General features: G+C 35.5%; 13 protein-coding genes. 10 read left to right on the top strand and 3 right to left on the bottom strand.

Going from position 1 to position 16,187, the window contains the following annotated elements; all coding sequences use genetic code 11:
- Positions 1-5 precede the first annotated feature (5 nt).
- The 9 genes from B0M43_RS13790 to B0M43_RS13750 all read left to right on the top strand — a co-directional run bounded on the left by B0M43_RS13790 (position 6) and on the right by B0M43_RS13750 (position 12,166).
- Entirely contained in the window at positions 6-332 is a 327-nt protein-coding gene (locus B0M43_RS13790) for a hypothetical protein (protein ID WP_078008859.1), read from the top strand.
- Positions 333-471: 139 nt separating this feature from the next.
- Positions 472-1,458 (top strand): WG repeat-containing protein, encoded by a 987-nt coding sequence (locus B0M43_RS13785; protein WP_078008860.1) that lies wholly within the window; start codon positions 472-474, stop codon positions 1,456-1,458.
- A gap of 287 nt (positions 1,459-1,745) precedes the next feature.
- Positions 1,746-2,666 (top strand): M48 family metallopeptidase, encoded by a 921-nt coding sequence (locus B0M43_RS13780; RefSeq protein WP_078008861.1) that lies wholly within the window; start codon positions 1,746-1,748, stop codon positions 2,664-2,666.
- A gap of 1,344 nt (positions 2,667-4,010) precedes the next feature.
- A complete protein-coding gene (locus B0M43_RS13775; RefSeq protein ID WP_078008864.1) occupies positions 4,011-4,772 on the top strand; it encodes a phosphatase PAP2 family protein in 762 nt (253 codons plus the stop codon).
- A 68-nt stretch (positions 4,773-4,840) separates the two neighbouring features.
- On the top strand, positions 4,841-5,521 hold the full coding sequence (locus tag B0M43_RS13770) for a response regulator transcription factor (RefSeq protein WP_042567096.1): 681 nt from the start codon (positions 4,841-4,843) through the stop codon (positions 5,519-5,521).
- Positions 5,511-6,776, top strand: a complete 1,266-nt coding sequence (locus B0M43_RS13765) for a sensor histidine kinase KdpD (RefSeq protein ID WP_078008865.1) — start codon at positions 5,511-5,513, stop codon at positions 6,774-6,776. Before B0M43_RS13770 ends, B0M43_RS13765 begins: the two co-directional genes overlap by 11 nt.
- A 63-nt stretch (positions 6,777-6,839) precedes the next feature.
- On the top strand, positions 6,840-9,251 hold the full coding sequence (locus tag B0M43_RS13760) for a TonB-dependent receptor domain-containing protein (protein WP_078008866.1): 2,412 nt from the start codon (positions 6,840-6,842) through the stop codon (positions 9,249-9,251).
- A gap of 75 nt (positions 9,252-9,326) precedes the next feature.
- Positions 9,327-11,285, top strand: coding sequence for an LTA synthase family protein (locus B0M43_RS13755; protein WP_078008867.1), 1,959 nt, complete (start codon positions 9,327-9,329; stop codon positions 11,283-11,285).
- Positions 11,285-12,166 (top strand): diacylglycerol kinase family protein, encoded by an 882-nt coding sequence (locus B0M43_RS13750; protein ID WP_078008868.1) that lies wholly within the window; start codon positions 11,285-11,287, stop codon positions 12,164-12,166. The genes B0M43_RS13755 and B0M43_RS13750 overlap by 1 nt, the downstream gene beginning before the upstream one ends.
- A gap of 77 nt (positions 12,167-12,243) precedes the next feature.
- On the opposite strand, the gene B0M43_RS13745 is transcribed toward B0M43_RS13750, so the two are convergent.
- Entirely contained in the window at positions 12,244-13,002 is a 759-nt protein-coding gene (locus tag B0M43_RS13745) for a phosphatase PAP2 family protein (RefSeq protein WP_078008869.1), read from the bottom strand.
- A gap of 906 nt (positions 13,003-13,908) precedes the next feature.
- Between B0M43_RS13745 and B0M43_RS13740 the strand changes: the two genes are divergently transcribed.
- Entirely contained in the window at positions 13,909-14,178 is a 270-nt protein-coding gene (locus B0M43_RS13740; protein ID WP_078008870.1) for a DUF305 domain-containing protein, read from the top strand.
- A 79-nt stretch (positions 14,179-14,257) separates the two neighbouring features.
- Here the strand turns inward: B0M43_RS13740 and B0M43_RS13735 are convergent, their stop codons facing one another.
- Positions 14,258-15,196 (bottom strand): DUF5996 family protein, encoded by a 939-nt coding sequence (locus tag B0M43_RS13735; RefSeq protein WP_078008871.1) that lies wholly within the window; start codon positions 15,194-15,196, stop codon positions 14,258-14,260.
- 34 nt (positions 15,197-15,230) lie between these two features.
- Complete coding sequence (locus B0M43_RS13730) at positions 15,231-16,142, bottom strand: alpha/beta hydrolase (RefSeq protein WP_078008872.1); 912 nt, start codon at positions 16,140-16,142, stop codon at positions 15,231-15,233.
- Positions 16,143-16,187 lie beyond the last annotated feature (45 nt).

The following is a 16,187-nucleotide window of genomic DNA, read 5'->3' as shown; positions in this document are numbered from 1 at the left end:
TATTTATGAAAGACTTTAATCCGGATGAATTTCCCAGAAACTTAAATGATCAGGAAATTGAACTATTATCTGAGCTGGTTATCAAAAATCCAATATCAGATTTGTGGAAACAAATTGCGGTTAAACTAACTTCTGAACAAAAAGTAAGAATTAATAAAAAAATTGAAAGTAAAAAATATTCTGAATCACAAAAACTACCCTCTTTTAATAAAAAAGAAGTGAATAATCAAGAATGGGAAAGGTTAGTTAAAGAAAAAGAATATGAAAAATTTCAAGGAAATATGGTGAAGTTTGGATTATGGGAAGAAGGATTTGATGAAGAAAAGAAATAGAAAATTAGATCCAACCGCTAACAGATGTTACCTTCTATGACTTGTTAAAAAATAGTTGTAAGCTTTAAAATACCTTTAGACCTTACCAGATAAAATACATTAAAAATAAAATTTTACAAGCAACACCTTTAAATTTACTATGAAAAATTTAATATTAACTTTAGTACTAATTGCAGCTGTACTTAGCTACGGACATAGCGAAGCACAGAACAAAAAAGTCTACAATGAGCTTTATCCGATTACTGTTAATGATATATTCGGTTTTATTGACAAAAAAGGAAAAATTGTAATAAAGCCCCAATTCTATATAGCCACCTATTTTAACGAAGAATTTGCAGTGATTAAAAATACCGCCGGCAAATTTGGTTATATAGATCTTTCAGGAAAAACAGCTATCATGCCTCAATTTGATTATGCAGATAAGTTTAGCGAAGGACTTGGATTAATTAGTATAAAGGAAAAATTTGGCTTCGTTAACAAAGCAGGAAAAATAGTCATTAAACCACAATTTACTTGGGCTAATGATTTTCAGGAAGGACTTGCATGTGTTAAATATGACGACAAATATGGCTATATTGATCAAACAGGACAAATAGTTATCAAAGCTCAATTTGACTATGCAGATAAGTTTAGTGAAGGACTAGCCATGGTGATCCTTAACGGTAAATCCGGTTATATCACTAAAACAGGAGAATTAGTAATCAGCCCTCAATTTGGGATAGCGCATGACTTTAAAGAAGGAATAGCCCCTGTTAGCATTAACGGTAAATTTGGCTACATCAACAAAACCGGCGAAATAGTTATAAGCCCCACATTTGATTCTGCATTTCCATTTAATGACGGGCTAGCCAGAATAATAGTGAATAAAAAACAGGGCTACATTGATAAAACAGGAAAAATTATTGTCGATCCTCAATATGAATTTGCACGGGATTTTTGTGCCGGCTTTGCACGTATTAAGAATGGTGATAAATACGGTTATCTTGACAAAACAGGACAAATAGCGATCAAAGCCCAATTTGATTATGCAGATGATTTCAGAGATGGAATTGCCAACGTCAAATATAATGGCAAATACACCTACATTGATGCAACAGGAGCACTTATTTATAATCCAAAAATATAAGCTAAAAATTAAATATATTGCCTACGACAGCTACTATAAAGGAGGTGGGTTATTGTCTTATTGGAAAGTTATGAATTAAAAATCAAACTGACAAACTTTTATACTTTGGATTGGGGCTAGACAATAGTATGGTCCTGCCCTAGCCCCGATAGCTGTTTATAACCCTGCATTTAAAGTAAAACTAGAAAAAGATAGAGGGATTGGTTTAGACGTAAAAAATCGGAATTAGCAAATAAGAATACTACTGCCAACACACCCTATAAGCAATTTTCAGTACATATAAATTTATGAAAAACTTTTTTTTAATTTTAGTATCATTGATAGTCCTGTCATGTAAAGACACAAATTCTTCTAGAATGCAGGAAGAACAATCACATATGGAATTACATAAAGAGATGGATAAGGTTGGCAGAGAATTAGGAAAATTCGATGAGCAGCTGGTGAAACTATATTATTTTTCAGAAAAAAATCGTGAAAGAGCAGTTCTGAGTGCGGATAGTCTGTTACTTGTCAATAAACTGGAAAAGGATAAATACAAATCACAAATAAAATCTAATATTGACCAAAGCCTGCACAGATTCAAAGCTGAAATGCTTTACCGACTTGGTAAATACAGGGAATCAATAACAGAATTAGGAACTGGTGATTACAAATCAGGAGATATTGCTGCAGCTTATGCGGCAAATTATGTTAAGCTAGGAGAATATGACAAAGCAAAATCCTTTGTAGATAAGATTGGAAATTATATTTCTGATTATTGTCTTGCAAATTATTATGAATGTATTGGTGAAAAGTCAGAGGCAATTAAAATATACAATTCAATCAAACAAGATAAAAGTATAAAACATTATGCTTATTATAAATTGGCTGTAAATAGACTTGATGACCTTCAAAAAAACAATCCTAAATTGCTTGATGAAATTTATTTTCCAACAGGAAACCCAAGTTTTGAGATTTCTGATTCCGACAATGAAAACAGAACAAGAATTTTTGATTTGGTAAAAAACCTGCCTGAAAGCAAAGGATGGACTGGTACTGCGATTTTAGATGATCCTCAGATAAATGATAAAGATTATTATTGGGTTAGGGTAACAACTAAAAATAATGAGTATAATTATTACGTTTATCAAAATACTTTTGAAATAAAGTTTTTCAATCCTAAAAACAAAAGTCTAATGACTTTGATCGAATGGAGAAGGTCAAAATAAAAACGGCTTACAATAGCAGTTTGGCAAGATTGGGGTTTTAGAAACTGAAAAATTCCGCATCTTTAATCCCCAGCCCCGCCAAGCGCCAGAACGCTGCAGGAAATGCTTGAGACGGTGCAAAACTACATTATGAAAACAGTAGAAATAATCTCAACTTAAAAATTGAAAAAATGAGTAAAATTACATTAACATTTTTATTCCTATGCTTGACACTTTTTACTTTTGGCCAGGGAAAGAACCAGAAAAAATGGGATAGGGTTGTTTTTACTTCGCCTATTTGCTAATGGTTGAAAATCTGAAACTAAGGTGTAATGTAGTTCCAACCCGCTATAATATCATAACGGATGATGGCTACGTTCAGAGATAGAACAACAATGACCGTTCCCTTTTAGCCCCGATAGCAGTGGAAATCCTTTTGTGCCGGGGTTCGGCACAAAAGATTGCTTCGCCAGTTCGCTAGCGCTCGGGTGGAACGGATAGCGGGAAAAAGCTCCAAAAAAATAACATTAAACATACAAGCTCAGTACTCATCATATTCTATTATATACAATACTACTGATTACCTGATCGCTATTTTTATAAATTCAAACCATTATTCTGTAAAAAAAAGTATCACTATCCTTTTTAAATTTGACAAAGCAAAAAGGAAAAGCACAAAGGACAAAGAACAAAAGACTAAGAACAAAAGACTAAGAACAAAAGACTAAGAACAAAGGGCAAAGAAATAGTACAAACCGTACAAGCACTGACATACCCCAACCTGCCCCGAACACCCCTTTAAAAAAACCACAGCAATAACTTAATTCAAAAAATTAAATAACAACTTCCCATACAACCAAAAATTACCGCAAGAACCACCGTAATTCCCAAAACCAAATCAAAGCCCCAAAAACCGCAACCAAAAACACCCAGCCCCTATGACCCGCAGAACCCTTAAAAGGAACCCCAAGCGGCCCCAAAGACATAAGGAGGAAGGACATAGAAAAGGACCTTGTAGATAATGCCCCTTCAAAGGGGTCCCAACGGATAGGAATACCCAAAAGAGCGATGAGGCTGAAAATGATTCCTTTGAAACCATAGCGCCCGAAAAGGATATTCGGGTAAGAAAGGAATTCGATATCGGGCAGCTTGGCCAGAAGTAGCTTCAGGAAGATGAACGCGCAAGGGATCACACCGGTGGTGGTGCAAATAATTAACCTACCCAGAGAAAATTTTAATGCATCTGGATTTGATGCTATAAAAAAATCGTTACCACTAATGTTTTTTTATAGCATCATCGGGAGTGAATATTTATAATCTAAAATTGTAGTAACTTTATTAAAGATATATACTAAAAAAAATTTGATGGAAAAATTTATTCTCTCAGTTGTTTCCTTACTTTTTGCGTGCTTTACCATAGGGCAAAATACAGTTCAAAAGGATTCTATAGTAAATGACACGGTTAAAAACATCACCTTCAATTACAAACAGCTTATCATTCCGGGAGTTTTGATAGGATATGGTTTTTGGGGAGCTGAAAGCGGGCAGATTAAAAGTTTTAACTTTCAAATCCGTGATGAATTTACAGAAGACATTGATAAAAAAGTTACAATAGATGATTTTTCACGATATGTTCCTGCAGTTTCTGTTTATGCGCTTAATGCTTTTGGGGTCAAGGGAAAAAATAATATGCGCGACCGTTCTGTAATTCTGGCAACTTCAACCATTATAACCGTGGGAACTGTTTTTGCCTTAAAATCAGTTACTAATGTAGAACGCCCCGATGGATCTTCCAATAATTCATTTCCTTCCGGCCATACCGCTATCGCTTTTGCAGGCGCTGAATTTTTATATCAGGAATACAAGGACAAATCCATATGGTATGGTGTGGCGGGTTATGCGGTGGCTGCAGGTACCGGCATATTTCGAATGTACAACAACAGGCACTGGCTTACAGATGTGGCGGCAGGCGCTGGAATTGGAATCCTGAGCACCAAAATTGCCTACTGGATGAATCCCTATATTTCAAGAAAATTATTTCATGGTGAACAAAATAAATCGACATCTTTTATAGCCCCTTCATACGATGGTAAGAATTTTACAATCTGCTATTTTAAAACATTTTAGGATTATTAAATTTTAATTAAGAACCCTTTTATTCAGTTTTTCTTCAGAATTCATTTGTAAATTGCAGCATGAAAATTTTGATTATTGAAGATGAGCGCGAAATTGCGCAAAGCATCAAAGACTACTTTAAAACAAACGGCATTCAATGCGAAACCGCCGAAAACTATAATTTGGCACTCACCAAAATAGACAGTTATGATTACGACTGTATCTTATTGGATCTTATGCTGCCAGATGGTGATGGTTTTGATATTTTAAAAGAGTTAAAAGCTAAAAATAAAACCGAAGGCGTAATTATTATCTCAGCAAAAGAAAACCTTGAAACGCGTTTGGAGGGATTTAATCTGGGCGCTGACGATTATTTGACTAAACCTTTTCATCTGGCTGAATTATTGGTTCGCATGCAGGCACTTATACGTCGTAAAAATTTTAAAGGAAGCAATAGTGTTGTCTTTAATGAAATTGCGGTCGATATTTTCTCCAAAACAGTAGCTGTAAATGATATAAAACTGGATCTTACCAAAAAAGAATTAGATTTACTGCTCTTTTTAATTGGCAACGAGAATAAAGTGCTTTCAAAATCTGCCATTGCAGAGCATCTTTCAGGTGATATGGCAGATATGCTGGACAATCATGATTTTATATATGCCCATATCAAAAATCTTAAAAAGAAACTAACTCAGGCCGGCAGTGGCGATTATATAAAAACAGTATACGGCTTAGGATACAAATGGGAAAATGAGCAATAAAAAACTACTTCTTAAAACAACCAACAGTTTTCTTATTTATGCTGTTATTATACTTTTAATAGCAGCGCCGGTATTTTATTATACCTGCCAATGGCTCTACATTTATGAAACTGATGAAGTACTTCTTTTTCATAAAGGAGCTTTTGTAAATGAAAGCCATAGCAATTATAAAGCAAGTGACATTGCAGCATGGAACAAATACAATCAAAATGTTACTATTGTGCCCGATATGGGCGTAACCAAAGATTCAATCGTTGGTGAGATGATTTTTGAAGCCATAGCCAATGAAAAAGAGCCATTTCGCATACTATATGCCCCAGTCGAAATAAACGGAAAAAAATATACCTACATAGAAAAGCGTAATCTTATTGAAATGGAAGGAATGGTGATTAGCGTTGCTTTCATGTTTCTTTTTATCATCATTATCCTGCTGACAGGGATTATCTGGATATCCAAAAAATCGGCTGCACAAATCTGGAAACCTTTTTATAATACACTGAGCCAGATTGAGGAGTTTGAAATTGATAAAAACAATTCGCCTGAATTTATTGCAACAGATATCGACGAATTTGACAGGCTTAATAAAAGTCTGGACCGCTTAATAGAAAAAAACACTGTTATTTATAAAAGTCAAAGAGAATTTGTAGAAAATGCTGCTCATGAACTTCAGACCCCATTAGCTTTATTTCAAACTAAAATTGACACGCTGCAGCAATTGGACTTAACCCGCGAACAATCTGAATTGGTGGGATCTCTCAACAAAGATGTTTCAAGACTAAACAGACTCAATAAAAACCTGCTCTTACTTTCTAAAATTGATAATGAAAGTTATCTGGAACATGATACTATTGTTCTCAACGAATATATTGATAAACATCTCGATTTTTTTATGGAACAGGCTCAATCCAAGAGTATAACAATCAATACCCATTTTATAAATATCATTACAACAAAAGGAAATACGGCACTTACAGAAGTATTGCTTAATAATTTATTTCTGAATGCCATTCGCCACAATATAAAAAATGGCGTAATTGATATTATCATAGAAAATAATTCCTTTAAATTTATCAATACCGGTCAGGAAACGCCTCTGGGAGCGCAGAGCATCTTTAACCGTTTTTCAAAAGTAAATCCGTCATCGCAGGGAAATGGGCTGGGACTGGCAATTATCAAAAAAATCTGTGAAATTAACGATTGGGATATCCGTTATTCTTTTACTGAAAATCTGCATATTTTTGAGGTGATTTTCTAAAAATTCAAACTTCCTACAGAATCACTTATGAGCTTTGTACTATTCTTTTTTTTAATAGTACAAATGAAATCAAAAACACTACTGCTCTTCCCTTTTCTGCTGCTAGCCGTAATGCAATTATCTGCCCAGAAAAAAACAGTAATCCTTTCGGGAATTATTACCGATAGTAAATCCAAAGTTGCGATACCTTACGCCAATGTTGTTTTAAAATCTTCAAAAGATTCTAAAATTTTCTTCGGAACCGTTAGCGGCGAAGATGGACGCTTTACCATAACAGGAGTAAATTCAGGAAATTATACGCTGGAGGTCACTTCAATTGGTTTTAAAACAAAATCACAAGCCGTATTTATTGGAAGCCTTTCTGATTATCTGGATCTTGGAGCTATCGGACTGGAAGAAGACATCAATACTTTATCTGAGGTCATTGTGAGTTCAGACGCGCAAAAAAATCCTGTTACAATGGATAAAAAAGTGTTTTCAGTTGCCGATAATATTACCCAAAGCGGAGGCTCTGTTCTGCAGTCTATGCAAAATCTGCCCGGCGTTACGGTTCAGAATGGAAAAGTGCAGTTAAGGGGAAATGATAAAGTAACCATTTTAATTGATGGCAAACAAACCGCGCTGACAGGATTTGGAAACCAGTCGGGACTCGATAATATCCCGGCTTCAGCCATCGAGAAAATTGAAATTATCAATAATCCATCTTCTAAATATGATGCAAACGGAAATGCCGGAATCATCAATATCATCTATAAAAAAAATAAGCAGGATGGCCTGAATGGTAAAATAGGAATCAGTTCGGGTTATGGCGCATTGTGGGAGCGCAAGTCAAATCTTCCCACTATCAGGGATCAATATCACATGACCCCTAAAATCAATCCGAGCCTGTCTTTAAATTACAGAAAAAATAAAGTAAATACCTATTTACAAGCTGATTATCTGTATACAGAAACCCTGAACAAAAATGAGTTTGTAACCAGAACCTACGATGACGGCACCATAATCAACCAGCAAACCAAGCGAAATCGCGACACGCATTTTACCACCATTAAAACCGGAATCGACTGGAATTATAACGACCAGAATACTTTTTCATTTTCCGGATTATTTGGAAGCGAAAAAATTATCGATCACGGTGATGAGCCTTTTTTTAATGCCGATTATTCTGAGCGTTTGCGTCTCTGGCAATTTTTAGAAGATGAGCTTAAGACAACTGTGATGGCAAGCGCTTCCTATCAGCATAAATTCAGACAGGCAGGACGAAAATTAAACGCGGGAATTAATTACACGTACCATCAGGAAGATGAAAAGTATTTCTTTGATAATATCCTGCCGGCATCCACCGGAAAAGATGCTTTTAAGTTACTTTCAGATGAAAAAGTAATCGATCTGAATTTGGATTATGTCCAGCCTTTAAAATACGGTCGTTTTGAAACGGGAATTAAATTTAGAAACCGCCAAATTCCAACCAATATGCAGTTTTTTCCCGGCGAAAACTCCCCTATCGATGCCAATGCCGGAGGATGGGCCACCTATAAAGAAATCATACCTGCTGTTTATGGCAGCTATATTTATGAAACAGAAAGAATTGAAGCGGAGCTCGGACTGCGTTATGAATATGTACAGCTAAAGTATGAGGTAACCCCCAATCATCCTGTTTATAAAAGTGACGGTTACAATTATACAGAACCTTTTCCGAGTGTTAAACTCGCTTACAAAATAGACGATAAAAATAAAATTACCGCTTTTTACAACCGTCGTGTTGACAGGCCTAATGAAGTCGATATTCGTATTTTTCCAAAATACGATGATGCTGAAATTATTAAAGTAGGAAATCCTGCCCTTCGTCCCCAGTACACAAGTGCCTTTGAAGTGGGTTATAAAACCGATTTTAAGAAAGGCTATTTTTTAGGTTCACTTTATTACAGGGTGGTAAACGGTACCATTACCCGAATTGCAACAACGGTTCCGGGCAGCCCAATCATTTATAATGTATTCCAAAATGCCATGGAAAGTTCTTCTTTTGGCATTGAGCTTGTCTTTGCCAAAGAACTCACCTCGTGGTATTCTTTTAATCTGAATGGTAATTTATATAAAAATACTATTGACGCTTTTACGGTAACCAATTTATATCCCGTTCCGTCAACCTATAACGCAAGTCTGCAGGAAGCAACTTCGGGAAATGTAAAATGGAACAATACTTTTCAATTGAGCACAACACTTTCGGGGCAGGTTTCAATGGTTTACCTGGCACCCGATATTATTCCACAAGGAAAAATTGATTCACGCTTTTCTACAGATCTCGGTGTAAAAAAGAGTGTGCAGAAAGGAAAAGGCGAAGTATTTTTAAATGCCACCGACATCTTCAATACACTGGTAATAAAAAAAGAAATCCAGGGTGAGGGTTTCCGCTATACCACCAAGGATTATTATGAGACACAGGTAGTTCGCTTTGGCTACAGCTATAAATTCTGATTTCCCAATAAAAACCAAAATTCAAAATAAATTCAGAATTGGATTATAAAATTTGCTTTTCAATACTAAAAATATATGAATAAATTATCTTCAAAATACGGCAGATATTCGCTGTTGTTTCATTTCATTATCTGGTTTTTAACCCTTTCACTGTTGCTGAGAATTGCTTTTTTTATATGGCAATATGATGAAGTTTCGTGGAATTTGATTGCTCTTTTAAGAACATTCCTGACAGGTTTGTTTTTTGATTTTGGCACTGTTGTTTTCATTTCACTCTGCAGCATATTTTATTATAGTCTAATGCCCAATAAATGGATTGGCTCGATATTAGATAAAATCCTTATTTATTTTTTCACATCACTCACGGTCTTTATTCTTGTATTTACTTTTTTTGCCGAATTGACATTTTGGGATGAATTTAAAACCCGATTTAATTTTATAGCCGTTGATTATCTTATCTATACACATGAAGTTGTAGCCAATATTAAACAGTCTTATCCGCTTCCTTTGCTAATTGGCGGGGTTTTACTGTTAAGTGCAGCATTTCTGTTTCTTTTTTATCAAAGAGGAGCCTTTACAACGACCTTTACCTCTAAAGCGACTTTTAAAACCAGGCTTTCAGTTTTGTCTTCAGCTATAATTGTCGCTCTGTTTTTTGTTTTTTTTATTACCAATAATCAAGCGGAATGGTCTTCCAACCGCTATAATTCTGAAATTTCAAAGTCCGGAATTTATTCCTTTTTTGCTGCTTTTAGGAATAACCAGATGAAATATGTGGACTTCTATACTTCAATTGATAACGACAGAGCTTTTGGTGTTATAAGAAAAAAACTGGCCGCTGATAATGCTGTTTATTTTAAAAGTGGTTCTTCCATTCACAGAAAAATAACAGACAGCGCTGCTTCCCCTGAAAATAAAAATGTCGTCTTTATTTTAGTGGAAAGCCTTAGCGGAAGTTTTCTTAAGGAGTTCGGAAACAAAGAAAACATAACTCCGTTTCTCGATAGTCTTGCCCAGAAAAGTATCTTTTTTGAGGATTTATATGCCACTGGAACCAGGACCGTCAGAGGTATGGAAGCCGTTACTTTATGCATACCTCCCACGCCGGGCCAGAGCATTGTAAAAAGACCTAATAATCACAATCTTTATACGGTTTCTAATGTTTTTAAATCCAGAAAATACGATTGTAATTTTTTCTATGGCGGAGACGGTTACTTTGATAATATGAACGCCTATTTTGGAGGCAACGGATTTACGATTTACGATCGTGGACGGGGAAGCGTTTTGAGCGACGAAATTAAAACGATCCGAAATAATATCAATGATAGCGAAGTAACGTTTGAAAATGCATGGGGAATTTGTGACGAGGACATTTTCAATAAAATGCTAAAAGTGGCAGACGCGCAATACAAAGCCGGAAAGCCATTTTTCAATTTTGTTATGACAACATCCAATCACAGGCCTTTTACTTATCCGTCAGGAAAGATTGATATTCCATCGGGAACAAGCCGACAAGGAGCGGTAAAATATACCGATTTTGCCCTGAAGGAACTATTCAAAAAAGCCAAAACAAAACCCTGGTTCAAGAATACTGTCTTTGTTATCATTGCAGACCATTGCGCCAGCAGCGCTGGAAAAGATGAAATAGATGTTGCCAATTACCATATTCCGGCCTTCATTGTGAATTTACCAGAGAATCAGAATCAAAAAATAGCCAAACAGTGTTCGCAAATCGACCTGTGGCCTACTCTTTTTTCTTTGTTTCACTGGAACTATGAATCTGATTTTTTTGGGAAAAATGTTTTGGATGCCAATTTTGAACCAAGAGCATTAATGGGAACGTATCGCAAATTGGTTTTGATGAAAAAGGAAAAGGTAATGATTTTATCCGATCAGAAGAAACAAGCCTTTTACTCGTGGAACAAAAAAGATAACAGTCTTAAAGCTCTTACTATCGAGGAGTCATTTTTAGAAGAAACTATTTCATGGTACCAGACTGCCGATTTTCTTTTTACCAATAAACTTTTAAAATAATGATTTACATTCATTTTATAATCAATCCTATATCCGGGAGTGGAAAACACAATTTATCTGCTTCCTATCTTTTGAATCAATTTTCTAAAGAGAAATATATAATTGAGGTCGATTATACCAATCAAAAAAAGCATGCCATAGCACTCACAAAAACTGCGATTTTACAAAATCCCGATTATATAATTGCCTGCGGTGGAGACGGAACCATCAATGAAGTTGCTTCCTGCCTTGTGGGAACTTCAATTAAGTTAGGAATTATTCCCGTAGGTTCAGGAAACGGACTGGCGTCTAACCTTAACATTCCCAGAAATTTTGACAAAGCAATTGCTATCATAAAAAAAGGAAATGCAACAGCGTTGGATGTTGGACAGCTGAATCACAAATACTTTTTCAGCAATATGGGTATCGGCATTGATGCCATGATTATCAAGAAATATGAGAGAGCAGGAAAAAGAACACTTCCCGCTTATATCAAGGCTGCATTATCTTCCAGCTTAGAATTTAAACCCCAAAAAACCATTGTACATTATAACGGTCAAATTCTGGAAACAGATCCTTTGATGTTATTCATATCCAACTCAAACGAAATGGGTTATAATATGAGCCTAACCCCAAAAGCAAGTCTTCACGACGGATTACTTGATATGATTATTATACCGAAATTGTCCTTTCCAGAAAAAATTATGCTGGGTTATCATGTGCTTCGAAACTCCATTGAAAAATTTGAAAAGGCAAGACACTTTTTAGTAAAGAATATTCAAATCGAAATGCCTTCCAAAATCTTCATTGATGCCCAAATTGACGGAGAAAGGTATAATTTAAAAACAAATAAAATAAAAGTAAGCATACTTCCGGGCGCTTTGCAGGTTCTTGTTTTATAAAAACATAAATTCCATAGAGAGACTTACATAATCTGTCTATGGAAATTAATTTTGTAGTTCCTAAATTATTTACTGCTTTAAAATTGCCTTATGAAACTGCATCCCAGTTCTTTTCCGTTATAAAAAGGCATAATCATCGATGTGGTTTTATTTTCTTTTGAGGATTTAAAGACCTTATTCTGCAGATAAGGATAAATCCAATACGCAGCTTTTGTGCTTAATATTCCTATACCTGCGCCCGCCACTACATCTGTAAGCCAGTGCCTGTCATTATACATTCTAAAAAGTCCCGTTCCTGTAGCTACTGCGTATCCTGCAATTCCGTACCAAATGGATTGGTCCTTGTATTCCTGATACATAAATTCGGCTCCCGCAAAAGCAGTGGCCGTGTGCCCTGATGGAAATGAGTTATTCGAAGACCCATCGGGTCTTTCTACTTTTGTGATGTTTTTCAGGGCAAATACCGAAGCGCTCATCATCAAATAAGAACTGGCCAAAATAATAGAGCGGTCTTTTAGGTTATTTTTCCCTTTTAAGCCAAAAGCATTAAGCGCGTAAACAGAAGCTGCAGGTGCCCACTGAGAAAAATCATCAATTGAAACTTTATGATCAATATCCTCATTTACTTCTTCCTTAATTTCTGAATTATAACTCTTAAGCTGATCACTTTCCAAACCAATAAATCCATATCCCAAAAGAACTCCCGGAATGATTAATTGTTTGTAATTGAATTTTAAATTTCTTACAGTATCTTGTACCGTAATTGTATCACTTATTGTGTTTTGTGCATAAATCGAAGTCATACCAAAAAGGAATAAGAGGAAGGTTTTTAACATTTTAGAAAAAGATTAGAAATTACTAATTACGCCTGTTGAAATAAAAAATAAACGTAGTTTTTACCCATAGAAAACAGATTAAATTAAGTGATAGGTTTTTATCTTAAAGATTAATTATAAGGCAAAGTTGAAGATGAAATCTGAAGAAATTCTGTATTTGTAGTGTTGAAATTTATTTTAACATATTATATCTAAAAAAGCATCGATAAAATTTGCCAAAGACTGGCCAAAATAATTTCGTTCAGGAAATTATAAAAAGGGAAAGGATTAAAGATAAAAGTTTTGTCAGCGGCTTATGAAATTATTATTGAAAAACTACGCCGAAACATAAAACATGGATTCAGCTTTTTAGCCCCGATAGCAGTGGAAATCCTTTTGTGCCGTGGTTCGGCACAAAAGATTGTAACGGATAGCGGGAAAAAGCTCCTAAAAAATATCAAAAAGATAAAAAGCTATAACTATCCTTTTTTCATTTGACAAGGGCACAAACGCCAAAGGACAAACAAGAAAGCACTGCCATACCGCCTAACCTGCCCCCGGCCCCCCTTTAAAAAAACAACAGCAATAATCTAATTCAAAAAATAAAACAAAAAATTCCCATACAACCAGAAATTACCACAAGCACCACCGTAATTCCCAAAACCAAATCAAAGACCCAAAACACGCAGCCAAAAACACCCAGCCCCTATGACCCGCAGAACCCTTAAAAGGAACCCCAAAGCGGCCCCAAAGACATAAGGGGGAAGGACATAGAAAAGGACCTTATAGAGAATGACCCTTCAAAGGGGTCTCAAACGGATATGGATACTAACAAGGGCGATGAGGCTGAAAATGATTTCTTTGAGACCATAGCGCACGAAAAGGATAAAACGGTCAATAGGGAATTCGAAATTGGACAGCTGGGCAATGAACAGCTTCGAGAAGATAGGCAAAGCGATGATGGACGATATGATGTCAATGATGGAAATGCCTGAAACAACCGGCTCAACAGACAAGGATTTTGCCAATATGATGATAAAACACCATACCGATGGGATCCCGTTGGGAGAAACCATTCTAAAATATACAGAAAATCAAACATTCAAGTCGATGACCGAGAAAATAAATACAGATCAAAAAAAAGAACTGCTAGATTTTTTTTGGGGATTTGGCAGGCATAGTCTTTTTGAAATCTGATTTGATTATAATGCAAGATTGAGGATTCTAAAATTATATTTTAATTTACAAAAAAGAGCTTCTTGGAAGCTCTTTTGAATTATATTATGATAGAAATTTCATTCTTAAAATTTCTGTTTTCTTCCCATAAATCAGATTTCCAATTGGCTAGTATTGCGCCAATAGCGTAAGTACTTCTTAAAAATTCCAGTAACTTTTCTTCAGGATTATCAGAACTTTGAACTGCAGAATACGGTAAAATAAATTGTCCTAAAGCTTCATTATAAAATGCTTCAGCAGGCATTACTTTTCCTTGTTTATAATTCTTTGGTTCAGGATATAGATAACAATAAAAAGCAGCTTCAGGATATGCTTCGTTGCCAGTTATAAAGCCAAAATCACTTACTTCATGGCTGAAGGCATCCTGCAATACCCAGTCTGGCATTCCTGGCATTTTGCCCGGATGTTTTGGAGCTTTTTCCCCTGAGAAAAATGCCAGGGAAAGATCAAAACCTCCCCAAAAAAAATGTATTGGACTGCTTTTACCAATAAAATCCCTTCTAAAGATCATAAATACATCCTGAATACCACACAAAGCTTTATGGAAGTTCACTGCCTGTCCAACTTCATAAGTTTTATGAACCGTATCAAGCTCAAAAGCAATTGGGTTTTCAATTTCAGAAGGTGTAGTCAGGATCTCGATTTTTATTTCAAGCTCATTGAGCTTTTCAAAAATAAGCTTATAAAAATCGCCTACATTTAAATTATGCAAATAAAAATCCTGAATTTCTCCCAAACTGGTTACAATGCGCAATTGATGCGAAACAAGATCAAGATCAATCTGAAAATCTTTATTGCTATAAGGAATGTTTTGTGTAGTTAATCCCAGTGGAGTAATATGCAGCGTACAATTCCAGGAATGATTTGCCCATGGTAGTGTTGCCAGTTTAATTTTTCCTAAAATCTGTGTCCACAATTGAAGGGTTTCATACGTGGGTTTTCCTTTTTCATAGGAAAGTATAGGCCATGAATTTTTCATTAGTATATTTTTTAAATATTAAAATTTTATCTCTTTATGCTATTGCTTTCTGATTTTCAGAAAGCGTAATTATTGCTTTGGTCAGTAAACCTTCTGATGCAAACTCTTTTAGAATACTAAAATGATTTTTGGGTAACACAAGTGCAGTTCCATTATTTCCTTTATTTAACCAGGCTTGCAGATAATTGGATGACTGTCTTTTAAAAGCTTCAGTTTCCTGATCTCCCCAAGCGACAATGAGCGGAATTTTACTCGTAACAATTAATCTAATAGGACTCGAAGAAAGAATTTGATCTGCTGTAATGCGAATTGCAGGCTGAACAAAAGTGTGAGAAACAGGTTCTAAATCAAAAAGACCGCTGACCACCAATATGCCTTTAATCGTATTTTCGCGCAATCCATAATCTGACCAGTTTGTAATGGCCGACATGGCAGCAAGATGTCCTCCGGCAGAATGCCCTGCGACAAAGATTTGCTTTGGATCTCCATTAAATTGCAAAATATTCTGGCTTGTCCATGCGATAGAAGATCGTATCTGCCTTACCATTTCCGGAATAGTTACTTTTGGCGCAAGATCATAATTGACAATTACCACTGTAAAATTAGCTTTAGCTATCCCCATAGCTACAAAATCGTAATCATCTCCAAGTCCGATTTTCCAATAACCTCCATGGATAAAAATTAAAACAGGCGCTCCGGTATCTTTGGCTGGATAAACCGTCAGTCTTTCCATTAATGTTGGTCCATAAGCTATTACGAATCTGTCTTTTAAAACCCTACGCGCTTGCTGACTGTCAGTAACATACTTCTTGATATAGTCGGGGAAATTAGAAACTGCTTTTTCAACATCATATTCTGCATCAAGCTCTTGCTGCGTTAAAAATTGGCCATAAAAATTGCTGGCAGGAAATTGAATTTCCTGCAAAGGGTCGTTGTGCTTTTCCATGATTTAGATAGTTTATAACATTATTGCTGTTTGTAAAGCAATAAT

Source organism: Flavobacterium sp. KBS0721 (assembly GCF_002007065.3).
Classification (GTDB): domain Bacteria; phylum Bacteroidota; class Bacteroidia; order Flavobacteriales; family Flavobacteriaceae; genus Flavobacterium; species Flavobacterium piscis.
Note: the sequence above shows the minus strand (reverse complement) of the source record. Positions and strands in the feature narration are given on the sequence as shown.

Excerpts from the sequence above, each read along its gene's own strand:
- B0M43_RS13745 (WP_078008869.1), bottom strand. The coding sequence starts at position 13,002 with ATGTTAAAAACCTTCCTCTTATTCCTTTTTGGTATGACTTCGATTTAT.
- B0M43_RS13785 (WP_078008860.1), top strand. The coding sequence starts at position 472 with ATGAAAAATTTAATATTAACTTTAGTACTAATTGCAGCTGTACTTAGC.
- B0M43_RS13760 (WP_078008866.1), top strand. The coding sequence starts at position 6,840 with ATGAAATCAAAAACACTACTGCTCTTCCCTTTTCTGCTGCTAGCCGTA.
- B0M43_RS13740 (WP_078008870.1), top strand. The coding sequence starts at position 13,909 with ATGAACAGCTTCGAGAAGATAGGCAAAGCGATGATGGACGATATGATG.
- B0M43_RS13750 (WP_078008868.1), top strand. The coding sequence starts at position 11,285 with ATGATTTACATTCATTTTATAATCAATCCTATATCCGGGAGTGGAAAA.
- B0M43_RS13755 (WP_078008867.1), top strand. The coding sequence starts at position 9,327 with ATGAATAAATTATCTTCAAAATACGGCAGATATTCGCTGTTGTTTCAT.
- B0M43_RS13780 (WP_078008861.1), top strand. The coding sequence starts at position 1,746 with ATGAAAAACTTTTTTTTAATTTTAGTATCATTGATAGTCCTGTCATGT.
- B0M43_RS13790 (WP_078008859.1), top strand. The coding sequence starts at position 6 with ATGAAAGACTTTAATCCGGATGAATTTCCCAGAAACTTAAATGATCAG.
- B0M43_RS13730 (WP_078008872.1), bottom strand. The coding sequence starts at position 16,142 with ATGGAAAAGCACAACGACCCTTTGCAGGAAATTCAATTTCCTGCCAGC.
- B0M43_RS13765 (WP_078008865.1), top strand. The coding sequence starts at position 5,511 with ATGAGCAATAAAAAACTACTTCTTAAAACAACCAACAGTTTTCTTATT.
- B0M43_RS13775 (WP_078008864.1), top strand. The coding sequence starts at position 4,011 with ATGGAAAAATTTATTCTCTCAGTTGTTTCCTTACTTTTTGCGTGCTTT.
- B0M43_RS13770 (WP_042567096.1), top strand. The coding sequence starts at position 4,841 with ATGAAAATTTTGATTATTGAAGATGAGCGCGAAATTGCGCAAAGCATC.
- B0M43_RS13735 (WP_078008871.1), bottom strand. The coding sequence starts at position 15,196 with ATGAAAAATTCATGGCCTATACTTTCCTATGAAAAAGGAAAACCCACG.